19 protein-coding genes and 1 pseudogene are annotated in these 21,894 nt (G+C 70.6%); 12 read left to right on the top strand and 8 right to left on the bottom strand.

Annotated features, from left to right (window positions below; genetic code table 11):
* Window positions 1-77: 77 nt before the first annotated feature.
* The gene (locus tag OG504_RS09950) at window positions 78-1,037 is read right to left on the bottom strand and encodes an FAD-dependent oxidoreductase (RefSeq protein ID WP_405989452.1); all 960 of its coding nucleotides are present in this window, start codon (window positions 1,035-1,037) and stop codon (window positions 78-80) included.
* Window positions 1,038-1,102: 65 nt separating this feature from the next.
* Here OG504_RS09950 and OG504_RS09945 point away from each other — a divergent pair, with 65 nt between their 5' ends.
* Window positions 1,103-2,128, top strand: coding sequence for an oxidoreductase (locus OG504_RS09945; protein ID WP_405989451.1), 1,026 nt, complete (start codon window positions 1,103-1,105; stop codon window positions 2,126-2,128).
* Between the two features lie 70 nt (window positions 2,129-2,198).
* On the top strand, window positions 2,199-3,842 hold the full coding sequence (locus tag OG504_RS09940) for an ABC-F family ATP-binding cassette domain-containing protein (protein WP_405989450.1): 1,644 nt from the start codon (window positions 2,199-2,201) through the stop codon (window positions 3,840-3,842).
* Window positions 3,843-3,903: 61 nt separating this feature from the next.
* Here OG504_RS09940 and OG504_RS09935 read toward each other — a convergent pair.
* The 3 genes and pseudogenes from OG504_RS09935 to OG504_RS09925 form a co-directional block, all read right to left on the bottom strand.
* Window positions 3,904-4,512 (bottom strand): annotated as a pseudogene (locus OG504_RS09935) (DinB family protein).
* 120 nt (window positions 4,513-4,632) lie between these two features.
* The gene (locus OG504_RS09930; RefSeq protein WP_405989449.1) at window positions 4,633-7,029 is read right to left on the bottom strand and encodes a Tex family protein; all 2,397 of its coding nucleotides are present in this window, start codon (window positions 7,027-7,029) and stop codon (window positions 4,633-4,635) included.
* A gap of 93 nt (window positions 7,030-7,122) precedes the next feature.
* Entirely contained in the window at window positions 7,123-7,992 is an 870-nt protein-coding gene (locus OG504_RS09925) for an SCO6745 family protein (RefSeq protein WP_405989448.1), read from the bottom strand.
* A gap of 113 nt (window positions 7,993-8,105) precedes the next feature.
* Between OG504_RS09925 and OG504_RS09920 the strand changes: the two genes are divergently transcribed.
* Complete coding sequence (locus tag OG504_RS09920) at window positions 8,106-9,077, top strand: GlxA family transcriptional regulator (RefSeq protein ID WP_405989447.1); 972 nt, start codon at window positions 8,106-8,108, stop codon at window positions 9,075-9,077.
* A gap of 146 nt (window positions 9,078-9,223) precedes the next feature.
* Window positions 9,224-9,859 (top strand): DJ-1/PfpI family protein, encoded by a 636-nt coding sequence (locus tag OG504_RS09915; protein WP_405989446.1) that lies wholly within the window; start codon window positions 9,224-9,226, stop codon window positions 9,857-9,859.
* On the opposite strand, the gene OG504_RS09910 is transcribed toward OG504_RS09915, so the two are convergent.
* Window positions 9,846-10,631 carry an enoyl-CoA hydratase/isomerase family protein gene (locus OG504_RS09910; protein ID WP_405989445.1) on the bottom strand — a complete coding sequence of 262 codons (786 nt, stop codon included), beginning with the start codon at window positions 10,629-10,631 and terminating at the stop codon, window positions 9,846-9,848. The genes OG504_RS09915 and OG504_RS09910 overlap by 14 nt on opposite strands.
* A 204-nt stretch (window positions 10,632-10,835) precedes the next feature.
* Here OG504_RS09910 and OG504_RS09905 point away from each other — a divergent pair, with 204 nt between their 5' ends.
* The gene (locus tag OG504_RS09905) at window positions 10,836-11,357 is read left to right on the top strand and encodes an ATP-binding protein (RefSeq protein WP_405996290.1); all 522 of its coding nucleotides are present in this window, start codon (window positions 10,836-10,838) and stop codon (window positions 11,355-11,357) included.
* Between the two features lie 196 nt (window positions 11,358-11,553).
* Here OG504_RS09905 and idi read toward each other — a convergent pair whose 3' ends face one another.
* The 3 genes from idi to galE all read right to left on the bottom strand — a co-directional run bounded on the left by idi (window position 11,554) and on the right by galE (window position 14,432).
* Window positions 11,554-12,147: an isopentenyl-diphosphate Delta-isomerase gene (gene idi, locus OG504_RS09900; protein WP_405989444.1), complete on the bottom strand. Its 594-nt coding sequence runs from the start codon at window positions 12,145-12,147 to the stop codon at window positions 11,554-11,556.
* A 239-nt stretch (window positions 12,148-12,386) separates the two neighbouring features.
* A complete protein-coding gene (locus tag OG504_RS09895) occupies window positions 12,387-13,325 on the bottom strand; it encodes a cation diffusion facilitator family transporter (protein ID WP_405989443.1) in 939 nt (312 codons plus the stop codon).
* Window positions 13,326-13,460: 135 nt separating this feature from the next.
* Window positions 13,461-14,432 (bottom strand): UDP-glucose 4-epimerase GalE, encoded by a 972-nt coding sequence (galE, locus tag OG504_RS09890; RefSeq protein WP_405989442.1) that lies wholly within the window; start codon window positions 14,430-14,432, stop codon window positions 13,461-13,463.
* Window positions 14,433-14,708: 276 nt separating this feature from the next.
* Here galE and OG504_RS09885 point away from each other — a divergent pair, with 276 nt between their 5' ends.
* From OG504_RS09885 to OG504_RS09855, 7 genes are all read left to right on the top strand, one after another.
* Entirely contained in the window at window positions 14,709-16,493 is a 1,785-nt protein-coding gene (locus tag OG504_RS09885; RefSeq protein ID WP_405989441.1) for a DUF5941 domain-containing protein, read from the top strand.
* Window positions 16,490-17,242 (top strand): sugar phosphate nucleotidyltransferase, encoded by a 753-nt coding sequence (locus OG504_RS09880; RefSeq protein ID WP_405989440.1) that lies wholly within the window; start codon window positions 16,490-16,492, stop codon window positions 17,240-17,242. The genes OG504_RS09885 and OG504_RS09880 overlap by 4 nt, the downstream gene beginning before the upstream one ends.
* Complete coding sequence (locus OG504_RS09875; RefSeq protein WP_405989439.1) at window positions 17,230-18,291, top strand: iron-containing alcohol dehydrogenase family protein; 1,062 nt, start codon at window positions 17,230-17,232, stop codon at window positions 18,289-18,291. The genes OG504_RS09880 and OG504_RS09875 overlap by 13 nt, the downstream gene beginning before the upstream one ends.
* A complete protein-coding gene (locus tag OG504_RS09870; RefSeq protein WP_405989438.1) occupies window positions 18,269-19,048 on the top strand; it encodes a CDP-alcohol phosphatidyltransferase family protein in 780 nt (259 codons plus the stop codon). Before OG504_RS09875 ends, OG504_RS09870 begins: the two co-directional genes overlap by 23 nt.
* 5 nt (window positions 19,049-19,053) lie before the next feature.
* A complete protein-coding gene (locus tag OG504_RS09865) occupies window positions 19,054-19,926 on the top strand; it encodes a glycosyltransferase family 2 protein (protein WP_405996289.1) in 873 nt (290 codons plus the stop codon).
* Between the two features lie 152 nt (window positions 19,927-20,078).
* Complete coding sequence (locus tag OG504_RS09860; RefSeq protein ID WP_405989437.1) at window positions 20,079-21,008, top strand: ABC transporter permease; 930 nt, start codon at window positions 20,079-20,081, stop codon at window positions 21,006-21,008.
* Window positions 21,001-21,792 (top strand): ABC transporter ATP-binding protein, encoded by a 792-nt coding sequence (locus OG504_RS09855; RefSeq protein WP_366430075.1) that lies wholly within the window; start codon window positions 21,001-21,003, stop codon window positions 21,790-21,792. Before OG504_RS09860 ends, OG504_RS09855 begins: the two co-directional genes overlap by 8 nt.
* The last annotated feature ends 102 nt before the right edge of the window (window positions 21,793-21,894 follow it).

Below are 21,894 nucleotides of genomic sequence, written 5' to 3'. Positions count from 1 at the left end.
AGTGTGACACTTTGAGCGAAAGTGTCACACTTTCGCCGGGCACCTGCCTCCCCGCTCGCGACCAACAGCGCGACCCCTCACCTCGCGCCCGCCTCCACCAGCCCCGCAGCCTCCCGCGCACACCCCCACGCCACCGTGATCCCCGCCCCACCATGACCGTAGTTGTGCACCAACACCCGCCCGTCCCGCAGCACTTCACGCTCCAGCCGCACCGAGGGCCGCGCAGGCCGCAACCCCACCCGGTGTTCCAGCACGCGCGCCCCGGCGATCTCCGGCCGTATCGCCGCGCAGCGGGCGACGATCGCCTCGGCGGTCGCGGGATCGGGCGTCATCGACCACGCGTCCTCCTCGGCCGTGCCGCCCAGGATCAGCCCGCCCGGCTGCGGGAAGAAGTACGTGGACGTGTCCGCCGAGTGGTCGACGGACGTCAGCCAGGTCGTGATCCCCGGGTTCTCCACGACGACCAACTGCCCGCGCACCGGCCGCACCGAGGGATCGGGCACGAGGTCCAGGGAGTCAAGCCCCGTGCAGTTGACCACGACGGCCGCCGGCACCTCCGTCAGATCCACCACCGACTGCTCCTCGACGGTCCCGCCCAGCTCCAGGAACCGCCCTCGAAGCCACGGCAGATGGGCCGGCATGTCGATCAGCGGCAACCGCGCCCACAGCCCGCCGCCCGCGTACTCCTCGGCCAGCGCCGGCCGCAGCCCCGGCACCCGGGCGGCCCACGGCCCCAGCTCGTCCAGCCGGGTCTCACCCTGTACACCCTCGACCATGCGTACGCCCGTCTCCTCGGGCCGCGCCGCCAACTCCTCGTACACGCCGAGCGATTGGAGCGCCCACTCACCGACGAGCGGCTCCGGCTCTATCCGGTACGGCCACCACAGCGCGCCCGCGACCGCCGAGGTCGTCAGCTCGACCGGCTCCCGCGTCCACACCCGCACGCGGGCACCGCGCTCCGCCAGCACGACCGCCGTCGTCAACCCGATGACGCCCCCGCCGACCACGATCACATCGCCATTCATGCCCCTGTCCATGCGCGGACGGTAGCGGAATACGCCATGCAGTGCTCAGGTCCCCTCGCTCTGGGGATACTCACAGCATGTCTGCCGAATACGCGGCCTTCGGCCTGGCACCGGCGATGCGTGCCGGTGAAGTCCTCGCGGACGGCGGCTACCAGGTGCACCGCGACTTCGTCGACTTCATCGTCGACGGCCGCCCGCTGCTGTTCCGGCTCACCGACCTGGACGCCGTCTCCCCGCTCGCCTCCGACGTCCCGCCCGCGATCTTCACCGCCCAGGTTCGCAGCCTCCTCCTGGAGACGGACCCACCCCTGAAGGGCGGCCGCTACGTCATCTACGGCTGCCCCGAGTGCGAGGACCTGGCCTGCGGCGCGGTCACCGCCGTCATCCGGCGGGACGGTGCCGACTACATCTGGCGCGACTTCGCCTGGCAGACCGACGACCACGCCGACCTGGAGCGCAACGGCTACCACGGCATAGGGCCCTTCAGGTTCGCCGGAGCCGAGTACCGCGCGGCCCTCGACTCCCTCATCGACGGCACCGAGCCCCCGGTCGTCAGACGCCGCGTCCTGCTGATCGGCGCCCGTGCGGCCGTCCTGAACAAGCTCGCCGCCGCCCTGCGCGCCATCGGCATCGGCGCCGACATCACCGGCGACGCGACCCACGTCCCCGCCGACGAACTCCGCGGCTACGGTGCCGTGGCCTTCGGCCGGGCCGTGACGGAGGAGCAACGGGCCGCCGTACGGGCCGCGTTCGAGCGTGCCGGGGTCGAGGTGGCGTACGTCGACGGCCTCGCGCCCATCGTCCCGCTGCTCGTCGCGCAGATCGAGCACGCCCTGGACCGCCGCCCGGCCGGGCAGCACCGGCTGACCCGCATGGTCGCCGCCGACGGCGAGGCGGGCATCGAGGTCACCTCGCCGTGCCGGGTGCGTGTCACGGCGTACCGCCTCGACCGCTTGCACCGCAGCCACACGCAGGACGTTTTCGACGGCGTCCTGGAACCCGGCCGCCACCGCATCGCCCTCGACGCGAAGGCGGTGAAGGGCGAGTCCTTCGTCGTGGCCCGGACGACCGGGAGCGTGCTGGTGGAGGCGATGGCGCGGTGAAAACCGCGGCGCGGACGGAGAACAACCGCGGCGCGGGCTGCGAAGGGGACCGATTAGGATCGGCGGTCTGATGACTGCCACTCTCGTCGCCAAGAATCTCGCCGCCGGACACGGCGACCGCGCCCTCTTCACCGGGCTCGACCTCGTCGTCGCCCCCGGGGATGTGATCGGTCTTGTCGGTGCCAACGGCGCGGGCAAGTCCACCCTGCTCAGGATGCTCGCCGGGCTCCTCGCCCCCGAGAAGGGCGAGCTGCGCCTCTCCCCGCCGGCCGCGACCGTAGGACACCTCCCGCAGGAGCCGGACCGGCGGCCGGGCGAGAGCGTGCGCGAGTTCCTCGCGCGCCGCACGGGAGTCGCCGAGGCCCAGCGGACCATGGACGAGGCCACGCAGGCCCTGGTCGACGGCGCACCCGGCGCCGACGACGCGTACTCGGCGAGCCTGGAGCGCTGGCTCGACCTCGGCGGCGCGGACCTCGACGAACGGGCCGAGGAGATCGCCGACTCCCTGGGCCTGGCGATCGACCTGGACCAGCCGATGACGTCCCTGTCCGGCGGACAGGCGGCCCGCGCGGGCCTGGCGTCCCTCCTCCTCTCCCGCTACGACGTCTTCCTCCTCGACGAGCCGACCAACGACCTGGACCTCGACGGCCTGGAGCGCCTCGAACGCTTCGTCTCCGGCCTGCGCGCGGGCACGGTCGTCGTGTCGCACGACCGAGAGTTCCTCACCCGCACGGTCACCAAGGTCCTCGAACTCGACCTGGCCCAGAACCAGATCAACCTCTACGGCGGCGGCTACGAGGCGTACCTGGAGGAGCGGGACGTGGCGCGCCGGCACGCCCGCGACGACTTCGAGGAGTTCGCCGACAAGCGCTCCGCGCTCCAGGACCGGGCGCAGATGCAGCGCGGCTGGATGGACAAGGGCGTCAAGAACGCCCGCCGCAAGGCGAACAACGACAACGACAAGATCGGCCGCAAGTTCCGCAGCGAGGCGAGCGAGAAGCAGGCGGCGAAGGCGCGGCAGACCCAGCGGATGATCGAACGCCTCGATGTCGTCGAGGAGCCCCGCAAGGAGTGGGAGCTGCGGATGGAGATCGCGTCCGCGCCGCGCTCCGGTGCGGTCGTGGCGACGTTGCGGGACGCGGAGGTACGGCGGGGTGACTTCAGCTTCGGGCCGGTCTCTCTGCAGATCGACTGGGCGGACCGGGTCGCGGTGACCGGTGCGAATGGCGCGGGCAAGTCGACGCTTCTCGGTGCGCTGCTCGGGCGTATCCCGTTGGACGCGGGGCATGCGGCGCTCGGCTCGGGTGTTCTGGTGGGGGAGGTCGACCAGGCTCGGCAGTTGTTCCACGGTACGGAGTCGCTGCTGGACGCGTTCTGTGCGGCCGTGCCGGATACGGAGCCTGCTGAAGTCCGTACGCTGCTGGCCAAGTTCGGGCTCAAGGCACACCACGTGATGCGGCCGGCCGGGACCCTGTCCCCGGGTGAGCGGACCCGGTCCGCGTTGGCGCTCCTGCAGGGGCGGGGTGTCAACCTCCTGGTGCTGGACGAGCCGACGAACCACCTGGACCTGCCGGCTATCGAGCAGTTGGAGTCGGCGCTCGACGCGTACGAGGGCACGTTGCTGTTGGTGACTCATGACCGGCGGATGCTGGACGCGGTTCAGGTGACTCGGCGGTTGGAGGTGGCGGACGGGAAGGTGACTGAGCAGCGGTGAGGTCCTGTGGATTTGTTCGCCGCGGGTCCGCGGTGGCTGGTCGCGCAGTTCCCCGCGCCCCTTAAGGGGCGCTGTTCGCATCGGAGTTGAGGCGTTCCGCTTCTTTCGCGGCCTGCTCCACCCGGATCCGGTGCTCCTCCCACCAACTCGCGTTCCCAGGAGCCATGTTGGTGCCTCCGGCCCGCTGGCCCACCGTCCCGTCGACGAGTTCCCGTACGACATCGGCGTGGCCGGCGTGTCGGGACGTCTCGTAGATCATGTGGACGAGGGTGCGGTGCAGGGTGATGTCGTTCCCCCGCTCACCGGGTATGCGGCCGACCGCGTCCAAGGGCAGCGCTTCGATCGTCGCGTCCGAGTGCGCGCACACACGCCGATAGACCCCGACGATCTGCGCACGCGTTTCATCGGGCGTCACTCACAGATCCGCGTTCGGCTCGGCGTCCCCCGCGATCCACAACTCCGGCGCGTCGACCGGCCGTCCGAAGACCGTCCCGAAGTAGAACCCCTCGGCCCCGGCCAGATGCTTGACCAGCCCCAGCAGATTGGTCCCGGTCGGCGTCATCGGCCGCCGGATGTCGTACTCCGACAGCCCTTCGAGCTTCCAGAGCAACGTGTCACGAGCGTCCTGCAGAAAGACGTGCAGGTCGGCTTTGAAGTCCGGTGAGGTCATACCCCCAGTCTGTCGCAGGGCGCTACGCGCCCTGTAGGGGCGCGGGGAACTGCGCGACCAGCCACAACGGGCCGGCAGTTCCCCACGATCTGAACCCCTACGGTCTGATCGGCGAAGCCGTCAGCGCTTGCCCTTCTTGCCCGGGTCCAACAACCCCGCCTTCCGCAAGGCATCAGCCATCGCACTGTTTCCCGGCGGCGGAGCCGCTTGCCGCGATCCACCGCCCTGGCCCTGGCCACCCTGCCGCTGCTGACGTTGCTGCGGCGGACGTCCACCGCCCTGCTGCCGACGCTCGCCACCCCCGCCCTGCTGCCGCCGCTCCCCGCCGGAGGCCGCCGCCTCGTCGTCGAGCCGCAGCGTCAACGAGATCCGCTTCCGCGGGATGTCCACGTCGAGGACCTTCACCTTGACGATGTCCCCCGGCTTCACCACATCCCGCGGGTCCTTGACGAACGTCTTCGACAGGGCGGAGACGTGGGCGAGACCGTCCTGGTGGACCCCGACATCGATGAACGCCCCGAACGCGGCGACGTTCGTGACGACACCCTCAAGAACCATCCCGGGCGCGAGGTCGGAGATCTTCTCGACGCCGTCCTTGAACGTGGCCGTCTTGAACGCGGGCCGAGGGTCGCGCCCCGGCTTCTCCAGTTCCTTCAGGATGTCGGTCACGGTGGGCAGACCGAACGTCTCGTCCACGAACTCGGTCGGCTTCAACGACCGCAGCACCGACGTGTTTCCGATCAGCGAAGCGACCTCGCTGCCCGCCGTCTTCACCATCCGCCGCACCACCGGATACGCCTCGGGGTGCACGCTGGAGGAGTCGAGCGGGTCGTCGCCGCCCCGGATGCGCAGGAAGCCCGCGCACTGCTCGTACGCCTTCGGGCCGAGCCGCGCCACGTTCTTCAGCTGGGTGCGCGACTTGAAGGGGCCGTTGGCGTCGCGGTGCGACACGATGTTCTCGGCGAGGCCGGAGGTGATGCCGGAGACGCGTGAAAGCAGCGGCGCGGAGGCCGTGTTGACGTCCACGCCGACGCCGTTCACACAGTCCTCGACGACCGCGTCCAGCGAACGCGACAGCTTCACCTCGGACAGGTCGTGCTGGTACTGGCCGACCCCGATCGACTTGGGGTCGATCTTCACCAACTCCGCGAGCGGGTCCTGGAGTCGGCGCGCGATGGAGACGGCGCCGCGCAACGACACGTCCATGTCGGGCAGTTCCGCCGAGGCGAACGCGGACGCCGAGTACACGGACGCGCCGGCCTCGGACACCATCACCTTGGTGAGGTTCAACTCCGGGTGCTTGGCGATGAGTTCACCGGCGAGCTTGTCGGTCTCGCGGGACGCCGTGCCGTTGCCGATCGCGATCAGCTCGACCGAGTGCTGCGCGGAGAGGCGGGCCAGCTTGGCGAGGGCGTCGTCCCACTTGTTGGCCGGGACGTGCGGGTAGATCACGTCCGTGGCGACGACCTTGCCTGTCGCGTCGACGACGGCCACCTTCACGCCCGTACGGAACCCGGGGTCCAGTCCCAGCGTCGAGCGCGTGCCGGCCGGTGCGGCGAGCAGCAGGTCCCGCAGGTTCGAGGCGAAGACGTTGACCGCCTCGTCCTCGGCGGCCGTACGCAGCCGCAGCCGCAGGTCGATGCCCAGGTGCACGAGGATGCGGGTGCGCCAGGCCCAACGGACCGTGTCCTGAAGCCACTTGTCGCCGGGACGGCCCCGGTCGAGGATCTGGAAGCGGTGGGCGACCATCCCCTCGTAGGAGGAAGGCCCCTCGGTGTCCTCCTCGGGCTCCAGGACGAGATCGAGGACGTCCTCCTTCTCACCGCGCAGCATCGCGAGGATGCGGTGCGAGGGCAGCGCGGTGAACGGCTCCGAGAAGTCGAAGTAGTCGGCGAACTTGGCGCCCGCCTCCTCCTTGCCGTCCCGCACCTTCGCGGCCAACCGCCCGCGCCCCCACATCCGCTCACGCAGCTCGCCGATCAGGTCGGCGTCCTCCGAGAACCGCTCGGTGAGGATCGCCCGGGCGCCGTCGAGGGCGGCCTGCGGATCGGCGACACCCTTGTCGGCGTCGACGAACGTGGCGGCCGCGGCCAGCGGTTCCACGCTCGGATCGCCCAACAGCCCCTCCGCGAGCGGCTCCAGACCGGCCTCGCGCGCGATCTGCGCCTTGGTGCGCCGCTTGGGCTTGTAGGGGAGGTAGATGTCCTCAAGGCGCGCCTTGGTCTCGGCGGCCCGGATCTGCGCCTCCAACTCCTCGGTGAGCTTGCCCTGTTCGCGTACCGATTCGAGGATCGCGGTCCGCCGCTCCTCCAGCTCCCGCAGATAGCGCAGCCGTTCCTCGAGCGTGCGCAGCTGCGCGTCGTCGAGCATCTCGGTCGCTTCCTTGCGGTAGCGGGCGATGAAGGGCACCGTCGAACCGCCGTCGAGCAGCTCGACGGCAGCCTTCACCTGCCGCTCCCGTACGCCGAGCTCCTCGGCGATCCTGCCTTCGATGGACCCTACGAGGGGTGTCGTCACGCCCGTACCGCCTTCTCCACTGAGGTTGCGCGGCAATTGTGGCAGGTGACACCGACAACCGGGGATCAGGGCGCTGTCCTGCGGGTCCGGTGCCTAGCTCTTGCCGAGCAGATCCCGGGGAAACGCCCCGGCGGCGAGCGCGAGCCGCGCGAATCCCGTCGCCAGTTCGGTCAGACGTACGACCCCCTCGGTGCCCAGGTGCTCGTACGGTGCCCGGTCCAGCCGGTCGGTCTCCACCTCGATCCCGGCGCGCAGTGCGACCCCCTCCTCCGTCAACTCGCCGTCCCCGTCGAGCAACCCGCGTTCCCGGAGCCGTCCCGAAGCGGCGTCCCACTCCTCCTGGTTCCACCCGCGTGTGCCGAACACCCACTTCGGGGTCATGCCCTTGCCGGTCGCGGTGTGCGTGACCACGGCCTCCAGGCCGTCGAGTCCGGCGGACATCAGGGCGGCCAGGTGACCGTCGCCGCGGTGCTCGCGCAACAGCGTGGCCGCGTGGAAGTAGGCGAGGTGCGGCTCCTCGGGGACCGGCAGGTCGGCGTGGGCGGCGTACAGGGGTCGGGCGGGGCGCGAGCACGCTTCACTCGCCCGCAGCGCCAGCCGCGCGGCCTCCGCCATCTCCTCCGACGCGATCGCGTCCTCGCCGAGCAGGCGCCGCAAGGTCGCGTCGACGGCACGCGCGCGTGCGTGGAGGCACTGCTCCGGGGAGGCGGTCTCCCACACGGCGGGCACGTGCCGGGCCACGAGGTCGTACTTGTAGTTGTAGAAGGTCGCCGTGACCGTGCCGGGACCGACGGCCCCCATCGCCGCCGCCCGGACGGCGAAGTTGACGGCCCCGGGGTGCGTGACTCCGAGAGCGCCGAACTCCTTCCCCAGGTCGGGCGAGAAGTACAGCGTGGAGTGCAGGGAGTTGAGCGCGTTGTAGCAGCGGCGCCCGGCACGGGGATCGACGGCGGCAGTAGTCATGACGGCCACGTTACCGACTGGTCGGTACGGGCTCCAGGGGTGGGCACCGGATGGCAGGAAAGGTGGGGTACCCGTCATTGCGGCCATCACCCGGAGCGCGAAGAATCGACGGTATGCGAACCGTCCTGGTGGTCCTCTTCGACGATGTCCAGAGCCTCGACGTCACCGGCCCCGTGGAGGTCTTCGCGGGCGCCGAGTCGCAGGCCCCCGGGACCTACCGCATCCGTACGGCCTCCCTGGACGGAGCCCCGGTGCGCACCTCCAGCGGCCTGACCGTCGTACCGGACTCGACCCTCGCCGACGCGCCCGCCCCGCACACGCTCCTCGTCCCCGGCGGCCCTGGCACACGCGGCCCGGACCCGCGCGTGACCGCCTGGCTGCGCGCACACGGGCCGCGCGCGGAGCGGCTGGTCTCCGTGTGCACCGGGGCGATCCTGCTCGCGGAGGCGGGTCTCCTGGATGGCCGCCGGGCCACCACGCACTGGGCGTACTGCGCGAAACTCGCCCGCGACCATCCCGCCATCGAGGTCGAGCCGGACCCGATCTACGTTCGCGACGGCCCCGTCTCCACCTCGGCCGGTGTCACCTCGGGCATCGATCTCGCCCTCGCCCTGGTCGAGGAGGACCTGGGCCGGGACACGGCGCTGACCATCGCCCGCCACCTGGTCGTGTTCCTGCGCCGGCCGGGGAACCAGGCCCAGTTCAGCGCCCAGCTAGCCGCCCAGACGGCCCGGCGGGAGCCCCTCCGCGAGGTCCAGCAGTGGATCACCGAGCACCCCGACGACGACCTGAGCGTCGAGTCCCTCGCCGCCCGCGCCCGCCTCTCGCCCCGCCACTTCGCCCGCGCCTTCCAGTCCGAGACCGGCATGACGCCCGGCCGCTACGTCGACCGGGTCCGCCTCGAACACGCCCGCCGCCTCCTGGAGGACACCGGCGACGGCATCGAGCAGATCTCCCGGGCGAGCGGCTACGGCACCCCCGAGTCCATGCGCCGAGCCTTCCTCAAGACCCTCGGCGCGGCCCCGGTGGAATACCGCCGCCGCTTCCACCCGACACAGAGCCCACGGGCAACCCCCGCCCGCTGAACGCGGACAGCGCCCCTCAAGGGGCGCGGGGCTGAATCTATTTGCGGCTCCGCCGCGGGGCGCGACCAGCCCCCACCGACCCGCAGTGAACGAACAACCGAACCACCTGAACGGCATCCAACATCCACGGAACACGAAAGGCCCCGATGCAGATCGCCATCGTCCTCTTCGACCGCTTCACCGCCCTGGACGCCATCGGCCCCTACGAGACCCTCGGCCGCCTCCCGGATTCGGAAACCGTCCTCGTCGCCGAGCGCACCGGCCCCATCCGCAACGAAACCGGAAACCTGGCACTCGTCGCCGACCGCACCTTCACCGACGTCCCGACCCCCGACATCGTGGTCGTCCCGGGCGGCCCCGGCCAGACCCCGCAGATGGACAACGAGACCCTCCTGGACTGGCTGCGCACCGCCGACGCCACGACCACCTGGACGACCTCGGTGTGCACGGGCTCCCTGCTGCTGGCCGCCGCCGGACTCCTCCGGGGCCGCCGCGCGACCTCCCACTGGCTCGCCCTGGACCACTTGAAGCAGTTCGGTGTCGAGCCCACGGGGGAGCGGGTCGTGACCGACGGCAAGTACGTCACCGCGGCCGGTGTCTCCTCCGGCATCGACATGGGGCTCACCCTGCTCGGCCGGATCGCGGGCGACGAACACGCCCAGGCCGTACAGCTGTTGACCGAGTACGACCCGCAACCGCCCTACGACGCGGGGTCCCCGGAGAAGGCGCCCGCACACCTCGTCGAGAGGTTCCGCGCGGGCAGCCGCTTCATCCTGAAGTAGTACCTGACGCAGTCCCGGGAGCAGTCCCTGACGCGGTCCAGGTGAAGCGCGGCGCCCGGCGTTCCAGGAAGGCGGCGACGCCCTCCGCGGTGTCGCCGCTGCCGCGCGCCTGCTCGGCCCAGTAACCGTCCCTGTCCGTACGCCCGTTGGCGAACTCCTTCGCCGACGCCTGCGTCAACTGCGAGCGGGAGACCAGCACCCGGGTGAACTCCGCGACCCGCTCGGCGAGTTCGCCCTCGGGCAGTAGCTCGTCGACGAACCCGGTGCGCAGCGCCCGCTCCGCGTCGATCAACTCGCCGGAGAACAACAGGTACTTGGCCGCACCCGGACCCACCAACGACACCAACCGCCTTGTCGCGGATGCCGGATACACGATCCCGAGCTTCGCCGGAGTCACCCCGAACAGCGCGCCCTCCTCCGCGAACCGCAGATCACAGGCCGCCGCCAACTGCGCCCCGCCGCCCACACAATGACCGCGGATCGCCGCCAACGTCGGCTTCGGGAACGCCGCGAGCGCCTCCTCCGCGAGCACCGCCAGCCCCTGCGCCTCACCCGCCGACTCCCGCAGCGTCGAGATGTCGGCCCCGGCACAGAACGTCCCGCCCTCACCGGTCAGCACGAGCGCCCGTACGGCCGGATCGGCGGCGAGCGTGTCGAGCAGCGGGGGCAGTGAGCGCCACATCCCGGCGGTCATAGCGTTGCGCTTGCCGGGGTGGTGGACGACGACGGTGGCGACCGAGTCGGTGACGTCGTGCAGCAGGCGGGGCTCCATGCGGCGGATGCTACGGACAACCCGAAGAGTTCGCGAAGTCGGCACGAGACGAACAGGGGCGGTCCCACAGCCGATCGGGCCATGCAGAAACGCTCAGAAAGCGTCCGATAACTGCTGACTTCTGTTCAGTCATCCGGGGTGGCGCGGGTCCACGCCAACACTCGTCGGGTGGTGACAATCGAGCGCAAGGGTGGCGACCGGACGATGGAGAACCACGGGCGTGGGTCGGACCCACGCCCAGAAGGCGGCAGAGACGATCCCCCGGATCCCGTCCCCGTCCCCGCCCCGCCGGATCCGCTGCCGTACGAGGGAGTCTGGCGGTTCACCGCCTCCGCCGTCGACGCCTCCGTCCCGCAGGCGCGACACGCCGTACGGGACCTGCTCTTCCGGCAGGGTGTGCCCCTCTCGGACGAGGTGTTGCAGGGGCTGTTGCTGATCGTCTCCGAGCTGGTCACCAACGTGGTCCGGCACGCGGTGCTGCTGTCGCCGACCCTCGCCGTGGAGGTCGCGGTCGGCGCCGAGTGGGTGCGGGTGTCCGTCGAGGACAACCACCCCTACCGTCCGACCGCCCTGGTCGCCGACCACGACGAGACCGGCGGCCGGGGACTGCTCCTGGTGCGCGAGGTGACCCGGGAGGCGGGCGGTGTCTGCGACGTCGAGCACACGGCGAGCGGCGGCAAGGTGATCTGGGCCGCCCTGCCGCTCAAGCCCGCGCGGGTGCCTTAGGGCCTGTCCGGCGGATCACGCCGGAGACGCGGGGTCTGGTGCGCACACCTGCGGCGTTGTCGTCGGTCGCCGACGCTCCGCGTCGACTCTCTCCTCCGCCTTGCAGTTGCACGCACCAGACCCCGCTCGGCTGTGCTTATGAGGCTCCGTCGCTGTCCTCCGACCTGATCCGCCGGACAGGCCCTAGCCGAGGAGGTCACCAGCCCGCGGACGGGCCCGTCAGCTCCCTGACCGCCGGGCGGGCCGCGTCCAGCACCGTCATGAACCAGGACGAGAAGGTGTCCTTCGCGTGCCGTTCGTCCAGCTCGGCGGGGGTCACGAACGCGGTCGTGTCCACCTCCTCCGGGTCCGGCCGCAGCGGCGACTGCACCATGCCGACGAAGAGGTGGTTGTACTCCTGCTCCACCAGGCCCGAGTCCGGGTCCGGGTGGTTGTAGCGCACCGTGCCCGCCTCCGCGAGCAGCGACGGGGACACCCCGAGCTCCTCGTACGTCCGCCGGGCCGCCGCCGCGAAGGGCGCCTCGCCCGGGTAGGGGTGACCGCAGCAGGTGTTGGACCACACACCGGGGGAGTGGTACTTGCCGAGCGCCCGCTGCTGGAGCAGCAGCCGGCCCTGCTCGTCGAAGAGGAAGACGGAGAAGGCGCGGTGCAGCTGCCCCGGCGGCTGATGCGCGGTGAGCTTCTCGGCGGTGCCGATCGTCACGCCGCTCTCGTCGACCAGTTCGAGCAAGATCGCGTCAGCGGTGCCGTTCGACGAGTTGTGCGTCGCGGTGGCAGGTGTGGTCGGCATACCCATCCTTCACATCGGTCCTCAAGGCCAAGTCTGCCGTACGAATCCGGCACTCCCGGCAGTTCATCGTGCCCGGCGCGGCGACGGCGGAACCGTCGGGGGGTGGGGCGCGGAAGTGAGGGCACGGGCGCGCGGCAGCGGGCCGCACGCCCGCGAAACCGCTCGATTTCTGTCAGCGCGGAAGCCGCGCGGGCCTCATCCGGGCCTCATGCGGGACTCGTACGGGCCTCATGGGAACGTCAGTGGCACAGCTTCGCCTCGTGCTCCGCGTGTCCGCGGGGCTCCAGCTGGAAGGTGCAGTGCTCCACGTCGAAGTGGTCGCCGAGGCAGCCCTGGAGTTCATGGAGCATCTTCTCGTTGCCGATCGCGTTCAGGACGTCCGAGCGGACGACGACGTGCGCGGAGAGCACCGGCATGCCCGAGGTGATCGTCCACGCGTGCAGATCGTGGACGTCCTCGACCCCGTCCAGGGCCAGGATGTGGGCGCGCACGTCCTGCATGTCGACGTCCTTGGGGGCCGACTCCAGCAGCACGTCCAGGGTCTCGCGCAGCAGCTTCAGCGTGCGCGGCACGATCATCAGGCCGATGGCGAGCGAGGCGATCGGGTCGGCGGCCTGCCAGCCCGTGGTCAGGATCACCACGGCCGAGATGATCACCGCGAGGGAGCCCAGCGCGTCCGCGGCGACCTCCAGGAACGCGCCCCGCACGTTCAGGCTGTCCTTCTGGCCGCGCACCAGCAGCGTGAGGGAGATCATGTTCGCGACCAGGCCGATCAGGCCGAACACGATGGTCAGCCCGCCCTCGGTGTCGGCGGGAGTGACGAACCGCTGGACCGCCTCGTACAGGACGTAGCCGCCGACGCCGAGCAGCAGCAGACAGTTGGCGAGCGCGGCGAGGATCTCCGCGCGGGCGTAGCCGAAGGTGCGGTTGCCGGTCGCCGGCCGGTTCGCGAAGTGGATCGCTAGCAACGCCATGCCGAGGCCCAGCGCGTCCGTCGCCATGTGGGCCGCGTCCGCGATGAGCGCGAGGGAGTCCGCGAGCAGTCCGCCGACGACCTCGACCACCATCACGGTGATCGTGATCCCCAGCGCGATCCGCAGCCTCCCCTGGTACGCGGCCGCCGCCGTACCGGCGACGGGAGCGCCGTGCGAGTGCCCGTGGTCGTGCCCTGCCCCCATGGAAAGCCGCCCTCCTGATTACTGCTCCGGATCACAGTGAACTACGGGTGGGGGGTATCGGGCAACGCGGCACTGAACACCGTTGTCATGTGCCCTGACCTGCGCAAACAAATCGCAGGTCAGGGCAGCCTAAGTTCATACGCTGTGGTGCAGCCGCCACCCTTGCCACGCCGACTCCACCATCTCCCGCACCCCACGCCGGGCCGACCACCCCAGCTCTACGGCGGCCAGCTCGGCGGAGGCCACAGCGCGCGGGGCGTCACCGGGACGCCGCCCCTCGACGACGGCCGGCCGCCGGTCCCCGGTGACCTCGCCGATGACCGTGACCAGCTCGCGGACCGAAACCCCTTCTCCGCGGCCGATGTTGACCGTCAGGTCGCCGCTCGCGCCCCCGTCGGCCAGTCGCCGGGCCGCCGCCAGATGGGCCTCCGCAAGATCGGCGACGTGAATGTAGTCGCGGACGCAGGTGCCGTCCGGCGTCGGATAGTCGTCGCCGAAGATCCGCGGGGCCTCGTCGCGGGTGAGCCGGTCGAAGACCATGGGGACGATGTTGAAGACGCCCGTGTCGGCCAGCTCGGGGGCGGCGGCGCCCGCCACGTTGAAGTAGCGCAGGCACACCGTGTCGATACCGTGCGCCGCGCCCGCCGCCCGGACCAGCCACTCCCCGGTGAGCTTGGTCTCGCCGTACGGGTTCACCGGCGCGCACGGGGTGTCCTCGGTGATCAGGTCGACGCCCGGGTCGCCGTAGACCGCCGCCGAGGACGAGAACACGAACCGTTCGATGCCCGCTCCGGCGACCGCGTCCAGGAGGGTCGCCAGGCCGCCCACGTTCTCCTGGTAGTAGTACGTCGGCCGCGCCACGGACTCGGCGACCTGCTTGCGTGCCGCGAGATGCACGACCCCCGTCACCCCGTGCTCGGCGAACACCCGCTTCAGGAGGTCGCCGTCCAGGGAGGAGCCGTGGACGAGCGGGACGGTCGTAGGAAGGCGTGCGAGGTTTCCCGCGGAGAGGTCGTCCAGGGCGGCGACGCGCTCCCCGGCGTCCGTCATCGCCCGTGCCACATGGGCCCCGATGTATCCGGCTCCGCCGGTGATCAGCCAGGTCATGGGCATTCACCCTATGCCGATACGGAGAGGGCCTCCGTAATGTCCGGCGATGCCCGGTCTGACGGGTGCGGTTTGTCGGGCGGGCCCCGAATCCCCGATGATGATCTCGGCGGAGGCGCCTGCAGACCGTGTTGATCAGGCCATGAACGGCCGGTGAACACGGGCTTGAGAGCATCCGATAGCCTCTGCCGACATGCCGCCCGGGTGCCACCCGAAGGGCGCCACCACCATGCACATGACCGGCGCCCGAGCGCCGGACCCAGGGAGTGAGTTCGGTTGCCGACCGCCATCCTCACCGGTCAGCCGGTCCCCGGATCGTCGATCGAGACCGATCTGCGGTCGCTCGGCTTCGACGTCCGGACCGCCGCCGACACCACCGAGGCGGAGACGCTCCTCGCGGCGGTCCCCGGTGACCAGCGCGTCGCCGTCGTGGACGCCCGCTTCGTCGGCCACCCGCACGCGCTGCGCCTCGGTCTCACTGACCCCCGCTTCCCGCTCGCCGCGGTACCGGGCGCGGTCACGGCCCAGCCGGGCGGCAGGCAGGCGCTGACCCGCGCGGTGGCCCGCGAGCACTCGGCCGGCGGCGGCACGACCCTCCTGGACGACCTCGCCGACCGCGTCGTCACCGCCCTCGACGCCGACGGCTGCGCCGTGCACCGCCCCGAGCTGGGCAGCCTCGTCGCCACCGTCCCCACCGACCCGCAGACCCGCAACGAGGCACGCCAGGCGGTGGCCGCCGTGGACGACGAGGCCGTACGCCTGAAGTCGGCCGTGAAGTCCCGCGACGGCTTCTTCACCACCCACTTCATCAGCCCGTACTCCCGCTACATCGCACGCTGGTGCGCCCGCCACGGCCTCACTCCGAACCAGGTCACCACCGCCTCCCTGCTCACCGCGCTCGTCGCGGCGGGCAGCGCGGCCACCGGCACCCGCGGCGGCTACGTCGTGGCCGGCGTGCTGCTCCTCTGCTCCTTCGTCCTCGACTGCGTCGACGGACAGATCGCCCGCTACGCCCTGCAGTACTCGACGCTCGGCGCCTGGCTCGACGCCACCTTCGACCGCGCCAAGGAGTACGCCTATTACGCGGGCCTCGCGCTGGGCGCGGCCCGGGGCGGCGACGACGTGTGGGCGCTCGCGCTCGGCGCGATGATCCTGCAGACCTGCCGGCACGTCGTGGACTTCTCCTTCACCGAGGCCAACCACGACGCCACCGCCAACACCAGCCCCACCGCCGCCCTCTCCGACAAGCTCGACAGCGTCGGCTGGACGGTCTGGGTGCGCCGGATGATAGTCCTGCCCATCGGCGAACGATGGGCGATGATCGCCGTCCTCACGGCCGCGACGACCCCCCGCATCACCTTCTACGTCCTCCTCGTCGGCTGCGCCTTCGCGGCGACGTACACGACGGCGGGCCGGGTGCTGCGCTCGCTGACCCGCAAGGCAAAGCGCACGGACCGGGCGGCACAGGCACTGGCGGATCTGGCGGACAACGGGCCGATCGCGTCGTTCGTGGCCCGTGTGAGCCCCGCCCGCCTGGGTGCGCCGTTCCTGATCGCACTCGCCGGTACGGCGGTTCTCGTGGTGGCCGTCTTCTCCGGGGTCACCTGGGCCCCCGTGGCGGGCGCGGTCGTCTACGCGATCGCCGCCGGCCAGGCCCTGTCCCGCCCCCTCAAGGGCGCCCTCGACTGGCTGGTCCCCCCGCTCTTCCGGGCGGCCGAATACTGCACCGTCCTGATCCTCGCGGCCAAAGCGGAGGTAAACGGAGCACTTCCAGCGGCTTTCGGCCTGGTGGCCGCCGTCGCCTACCATCACTACGACACGGTGTACCGCATCCGCGGCAACGCCGGGGCGTCCCCGGCCTGGCTGGTGCGCGCCATCGGGGGGCACGAGGGGCGGACGCTGCTCGTCACCGTTCTCGCCGCCGCGCTCACCGCGTCGCAGTTCACGGTCGCGCTCACGGTCCTCGCCGTGGCCGTGGCCCTGCTGGTGCTCGTCGAGAGCATCCGCTTCTGGGTGTCCGCAGGGGCGCCCGCCGTACACGATGAAGGAGAACCCGCATGATCGGCCTCGTGCTGGCGGCCGGCGCCGGACGGCGTCTGCGCCCCTACACCGACAGCCTTCCCAAGGCTCTGGTGCCGGTGGGGCCCGCGGGCATAGAGGGCGAACCGACGGTCCTGGACCTCACCCTCGGCAACTTCGCCGAGATCGGTCTGACCGAGGTCGCGATCATCGTCGGCTACCGCAAGGACGCCGTGTACGAGCGCAAGGCGGCCCTTGAGGCGAAGTACGGCCTCAAGCTCACCCTCATCGACAACGACAAGGCCGAGGAGTGGAACAACGCCTACTCCCTGTGGTGCGGACGCGACGCCCTCAAGGACGGCGTGATCCTCGCCAACGGCGACACCGTCCACCCGGTCTCCGTCGAGCACACGCTGCTCGCGGCCCGCGGCGACGGCAAGAAGATCATCCTCGCGCTGGACACCGTCAAATCCCTTGCGGACGAGGAGATGAAGGTCGTCGTCGACCCCGCCAAGGGCATGACGAAGATCACCAAACTGATGGACCCGGCCGAGGCGACCGGTGAGTACATCGGCGTCACCCTCATCGAGGGCGACGCCATGTCCGAGCTGGCCGACGCGCTCAAGACGGTCTGGGAGACCGACCCGCAGCAGTTCTACGAGCACGGCTACCAGGAACTGGTGAACCGCGGCTTCCGGATCGACGTGGCCCCGATCGGCGACGTCAAGTGGGTCGAGATCGACAACCACGACGATCTGGCCAAGGGGCGGGAGATCGCGTGCCTGTACTGACCCGGCTGATCCCCTCGCCCGTCGTCGTCGACATCCGCCCGGGTGCCCTCGACGACCTGGCCTGCGTCCTCGCCGACCAGCGCATCTCGCACTCCGGCCGGCTCGCGGTCGCCGTCAGCGGCGGCTCCGGTGCCCGGCTGCGCGCGCGCCTGGAACCGAGCCTGCCCGGCGCCACCTGGTACGAGGTCGGCGGCGGCACCCTCGACGACGCGATCCGGCTGGCCGGCGACATGAAGGCCGGTCACTACGACGCGGTCGTGGGCCTCGGCGGCGGCAAGATCATCGACTGCGCCAAGTTCGCCGCGGCGCGCATCGGCCTGCCGCTGGTCGCCGTACCGACGAACCTCGCGCACGACGGCCTGTGCTCGCCGGTCGCCACCCTCGACAACGACGCGGGCCGCGGCTCCTACGGCGTGCCGAACCCGATCGCGGTCGTCATCGACCTCGACGTGATCCGCGAGGCACCGGTCCGCTTCGTGCGGGCGGGCATCGGGGACGCGATCTCCAACATCTCCGCGATCGCGGACTGGGAGCTCGCCAACCGCGTCAAGGGCGAGAAGATCGACGGTCTCGCCGCGGCCATGGCCCGGCAGGCCGGCGAGGCCGTGCTGCGGCACCCGGGCGGGGTCGGCGACAACGCCTTCCTCCAGGTGCTCGCCGAGGCGCTGGTCCTCACCGGTGTCGCCATGTCGATCTCCGGTGACTCCCGCCCGGCCTCCGGAGCCTGCCACGAGATCAACCACGCCTTCGACCTGCTCTTCCCCAAACGCGCGGCCGCCCACGGCGAGCAGTGCGGACTGGGCGCGGCCTTCGCGATGTACCTGCGCGGAGCCCACGAGGAATCGGCCTCCATGGCCGAGGTACTGCGCCGGCACGGACTGCCCGTGCTGCCGGAGGAGATCGGCTTCACCGTGGACGAGTTCGTCCGCGCGGTGGAGTTCGCTCCGGAGACCCGCCCCGGCCGCTACACCATCCTCGAACACCTCGACCTGAAAACCGACCAGATCAAGGACATCTACGCCGACTATGTCAAGGCCATCGGTAGCTGAACTCCGTCCCGTCGTCCACCCCGCAGGGGTGAAGGACCGGCGCAGCGGTGAGCACTGGATGGGACGCCTCTACATGCGTGAGGTGTCCCTGCGGGTGGACCGCTACCTGGTGAACACCAGGGTCTCGCCCAACCAGCTCACGTACCTGATGACCGTCTTCGGCGTACTCGCGGCCCCGGCGCTGCTGGTGCCGGGGATCACGGGCGCCGTGCTCGGCGTGGTGTGCGTCCAGATGTATCTGCTGCTGGACTGCGTCGACGGCGAGATCGCCCGCTGGCGCAAGCAGTACTCCCTTGCGGGGGTCTACCTCGACCGCGTCGGCGCCTACCTGACCGACGCCGCCGTGCTCGTCGGCTTCGGGCTGCGCGCCGCCGACCTGTTCGGCAGCGGCCGTATCGACTGGCTGTGGGCGTTCCTCGGGACGCTGGCCGCGCTCGGCGCGATCCTGATCAAGGCCGAGACCGACCTGGTCGGGGTGGCCCGCCACCAGACCGGCAAGGCACCGGTCCAGGAGTCCGCGGCCGAGATGCGGTCCTCCGGGATGGCGTTGGCGCGTAGGGCCGCGGCCGCCTTCAAGTTCCACCGGCTGATCCTCGGCATCGAGGCGACCCTGCTGATCCTGGTCCTCGCGATCGTGGACCAGATGCGCGGCGACCTGTTCTGGTCGCGGCTCGGCGTCGCCGTACTCGCCGGCATCGCGCTGCTCCAGACCCTGCTGCACCTGGTGTCGATCCTCGCGTCGAGCAGGCTGAAGTGAGCGGCATGAAGGTCGGCGCGGTGATCATCACCATGGGCAACCGCCCCGACGAACTACGGGCGTTGCTCGACTCGGTCGCCAAGCAGGACGGCGACCGGGTCGAGGCGGTCGTCGTCGGCAACGGCTCGCCCGTCCCGGACGTCCCCGCGGGCGTCCGGACCATAGAACTGCCCGAGAACCTCGGCATCCCCGGCGGCCGCAACATCGGCCTGGAGGCCTTCGGGCCCGCCGGTCGCGATGTCGACATAGTGATGTTCCTCGACGACGACGGGCTCCTCGCCCAGCACGACACCGCCGAGCTGTGCCGGCAGGCCTTCGCCGCCGACCCCCGGCTCGGCATCATCAGCTTCCGCATCGCCGACCCGGACACCGGCGTCACCCAGCGCCGCCACGTCCCGCGGCTGCGTGCCTCCGACCCGATGCGCTCCTCCCGGGTCACCACCTTCCTCGGCGGCGCCAACGCCGTCCGCACGAAGGTCTTCGCCGAGGTCGGCGCCCTCCCGGACGAGTTCTTCTACGCCCACGAGGAGACCGACCTCGCCTGGCGGGCCCTCGACGCGGGCTGGATGATCGACTACCGGTCCGACATGGTCCTGTACCACCCGACCACCGCCCCCTCGCGGCACGCGGTCTACCACCGCATGGTCGCCCGCAACCGGGTCTGGCTGGCCCGCCGCAACCTGCCCGCGCCCCTCGTTCCCGTCTACCTCGGGGTATGGCTGCTGCTCACCCTCCTGCGCCGCCCCTCGCGCCCGGCGCTGCAGGCCTGGTTCGGCGGGTTCAAGGAGGGCTGGACCACTCCGTGCGGACCGCGCCGGCCCATGCGCTGGCGTACGGTGTGGCGCCTGACCCGGCTGGGCCGTCCTCCGGTCATCTGACAAGCTCGGGGTGCGCGTCACCGCGCGCGGGACGCGCGGCCGACCCCTCGAAACGTATCCGGCGGCGGATACGTGTGACTTCCTGTAGCACAATTCCGTAAGACGAACGCAAGACAGTCGTAAGACGAATCCGAAAATGAAGGCATCCACCCTTGAGTGAGACAACGCATGACGGCGGAGTCGCGGTGAGCCCGCGTCCGTCGCCCGACGAAGGCCTCACGGCGGCGCAACTGTCCGCCAAGTACGGGCTGACGGTGAGCGGTGCCCGCCCCGGACTCGCCGAGTACGTCCGCCAGCTCTGGGGACGCCGGCACTTCATCCTCGCCTTCTCCCAGGCGAAGCTGACGGCCCAGTACAGCCAGGCGAAGCTCGGCCAGCTCTGGCAGGTGGCCACACCGCTGCTGAACGCGGCCGTGTACTTCTTCATCTTCGGCGTCATCCTGAAGGCCAGCCGGGGCATGTCCCGGGACGTGTACATCCCGTTCCTGGTCACGGGTGTCTTCGTGTTCACCTTCACCCAGAGCTCGATCATGGCGGGCGTCCGCGCGATCTCCGGCAACCTCGGCCTGGTGCGCGCGCTGCACTTCCCGCGCGCCTCGCTGCCGATCTCCTTCGCGCTGCAACAGCTCCAGCAACTGCTGTTCTCGATGATCGTGCTGTTCATCATCGTCGTCGGCTTCGGCAGCTACCCGAGCCTGTCCTGGCTGCTGATCGTTCCGGTCCTGGTGCTCCAGTTCCTGTTCAACACCGGGCTCGCGCTGATCGTGGCGCGGATGGGCGCCAAGACCCCGGACCTCGCCCAGCTGATGCCGTTCATGCTGCGCACCTGGATGTACGCGTCGGGCGTCATGTTCTCCATCAGCACGATGATGGAGGGCCGCTCCGAGGTGTTCATCCGCATCCTGCAGGTGAACCCGGCGGCCATCTACATGGACCTGATGCGCTTCGCGCTCATCGACGGCTACGGCTCGTCGAACCTGCCGCCGCACGTCTGGGCCATCGCCGCTTTCTGGGCCGTGGTCCTGTTCGCCGGCGGCTTCGTGTACTTCTGGCAGGCGGAGGAGAGGTACGGCCGTGGCTGAGCAGAACGTCGAGCAGACCCCCCAGGATCTGGTCCCCACCGTCATCGCGGACGAGCTGCACATCGTCTACCGCGTGCACGGCGCCAAGACCGGCAAGGGCAGCGCCACCTCCGCCCTCAGCCGCATAGTCAAGCGCGGCGAGGAGCGCGGGGTGCGCAAGGTGCACGCCGTCAAGGGCGTCTCCTTCGTCGCCTACCGCGGCGAGGCCGTCGGCCTCATCGGCTCGAACGGCTCCGGCAAGTCGACCCTGCTGCGCGCCATCGCGGGCCTGCTCCCGGCCGAGAAGGGCCGCGTCTACACCAACGGCCAGCCCTCGCTGCTGGGCGTGAACGCGGCCCTGATGAACGACCTCACCGGCGAGCGCAACGTCATCCTGGGCGGCCTCGCCATGGGCATGTCCCGCGAGCAGGTCAGGGAGCGCTACCAGGAGATCGTCGACTTCTCCGGCATCAACGAGAAGGGCGACTTCATCACCCTCCCGATGCGCACCTACTCCTCAGGCATGGCGGCCCGGCTGCGCTTCTCCATCGCGGCGGCCAAGGACCACGACGTCCTGATGATCGACGAGGCGCTGGCCACCGGCGACCGCAAGTTCCAGGTCCGCTCGGAGGAGCGCATCCGCGAGCTGCGCAAGTCCGCGGGCACGGTGTTTCTCGTCAGTCACAACAACAAGTCGATCCGCGACACCTGCGACCGGGTGCTGTGGCTGGAACGCGGCGAACTCCGGATGGACGGCCCGACCGACGAGGTTCTCAAGGAGTACGAGAAGTTCACGGGCAAGTAGTCCCCTCGCATAGCGGGCGCAAAAGCCCAGAACGCTTCCCAGAGCCCCGCCGGAACTGTTCCGGCGGGGCTCCGCGTCTGCAAAGGAAACGTCAACTCGGCC

Origin of the sequence: Streptomyces sp. NBC_00986, assembly GCF_045162565.1 — a bacterium.
GTDB lineage: Bacteria > Actinomycetota > Actinomycetes > Streptomycetales > Streptomycetaceae > Streptomyces.
Note: the sequence above shows the minus strand (reverse complement) of the source record. Positions and strands in the feature narration are given on the sequence as shown.

What these genes read in the sequence shown, in the direction of transcription:
- idi (WP_405989444.1), bottom strand. Translation starts at nt 12,147, where the DNA reads ATGCCGACCACACCTGCCACCGCGACGCACAACTCGTCGAACGGCACC.
- OG504_RS09905 (WP_405996290.1), top strand. Translation starts at nt 10,836, where the DNA reads ATGGAGAACCACGGGCGTGGGTCGGACCCACGCCCAGAAGGCGGCAGA.
- OG504_RS09950 (WP_405989452.1), bottom strand. Translation starts at nt 1,037, where the DNA reads ATGGACAGGGGCATGAATGGCGATGTGATCGTGGTCGGCGGGGGCGTC.
- OG504_RS09895 (WP_405989443.1), bottom strand. Translation starts at nt 13,325, where the DNA reads ATGGGGGCAGGGCACGACCACGGGCACTCGCACGGCGCTCCCGTCGCC.
- OG504_RS09915 (WP_405989446.1), top strand. Translation starts at nt 9,224, where the DNA reads ATGCAGATCGCCATCGTCCTCTTCGACCGCTTCACCGCCCTGGACGCC.
- OG504_RS09940 (WP_405989450.1), top strand. Translation starts at nt 2,199, where the DNA reads ATGACTGCCACTCTCGTCGCCAAGAATCTCGCCGCCGGACACGGCGAC.
- galE (WP_405989442.1), bottom strand. Translation starts at nt 14,432, where the DNA reads ATGACCTGGCTGATCACCGGCGGAGCCGGATACATCGGGGCCCATGTG.
- OG504_RS09880 (WP_405989440.1), top strand. Translation starts at nt 16,490, where the DNA reads ATGATCGGCCTCGTGCTGGCGGCCGGCGCCGGACGGCGTCTGCGCCCC.
- OG504_RS09910 (WP_405989445.1), bottom strand. Translation starts at nt 10,631, where the DNA reads ATGGAGCCCCGCCTGCTGCACGACGTCACCGACTCGGTCGCCACCGTC.
- OG504_RS09870 (WP_405989438.1), top strand. Translation starts at nt 18,269, where the DNA reads ATGTCAAGGCCATCGGTAGCTGAACTCCGTCCCGTCGTCCACCCCGCA.
- OG504_RS09920 (WP_405989447.1), top strand. Translation starts at nt 8,106, where the DNA reads ATGCGAACCGTCCTGGTGGTCCTCTTCGACGATGTCCAGAGCCTCGAC.
- OG504_RS09865 (WP_405996289.1), top strand. Translation starts at nt 19,054, where the DNA reads ATGAAGGTCGGCGCGGTGATCATCACCATGGGCAACCGCCCCGACGAA.
- OG504_RS09925 (WP_405989448.1), bottom strand. Translation starts at nt 7,992, where the DNA reads ATGACTACTGCCGCCGTCGATCCCCGTGCCGGGCGCCGCTGCTACAAC.
- OG504_RS09945 (WP_405989451.1), top strand. Translation starts at nt 1,103, where the DNA reads ATGTCTGCCGAATACGCGGCCTTCGGCCTGGCACCGGCGATGCGTGCC.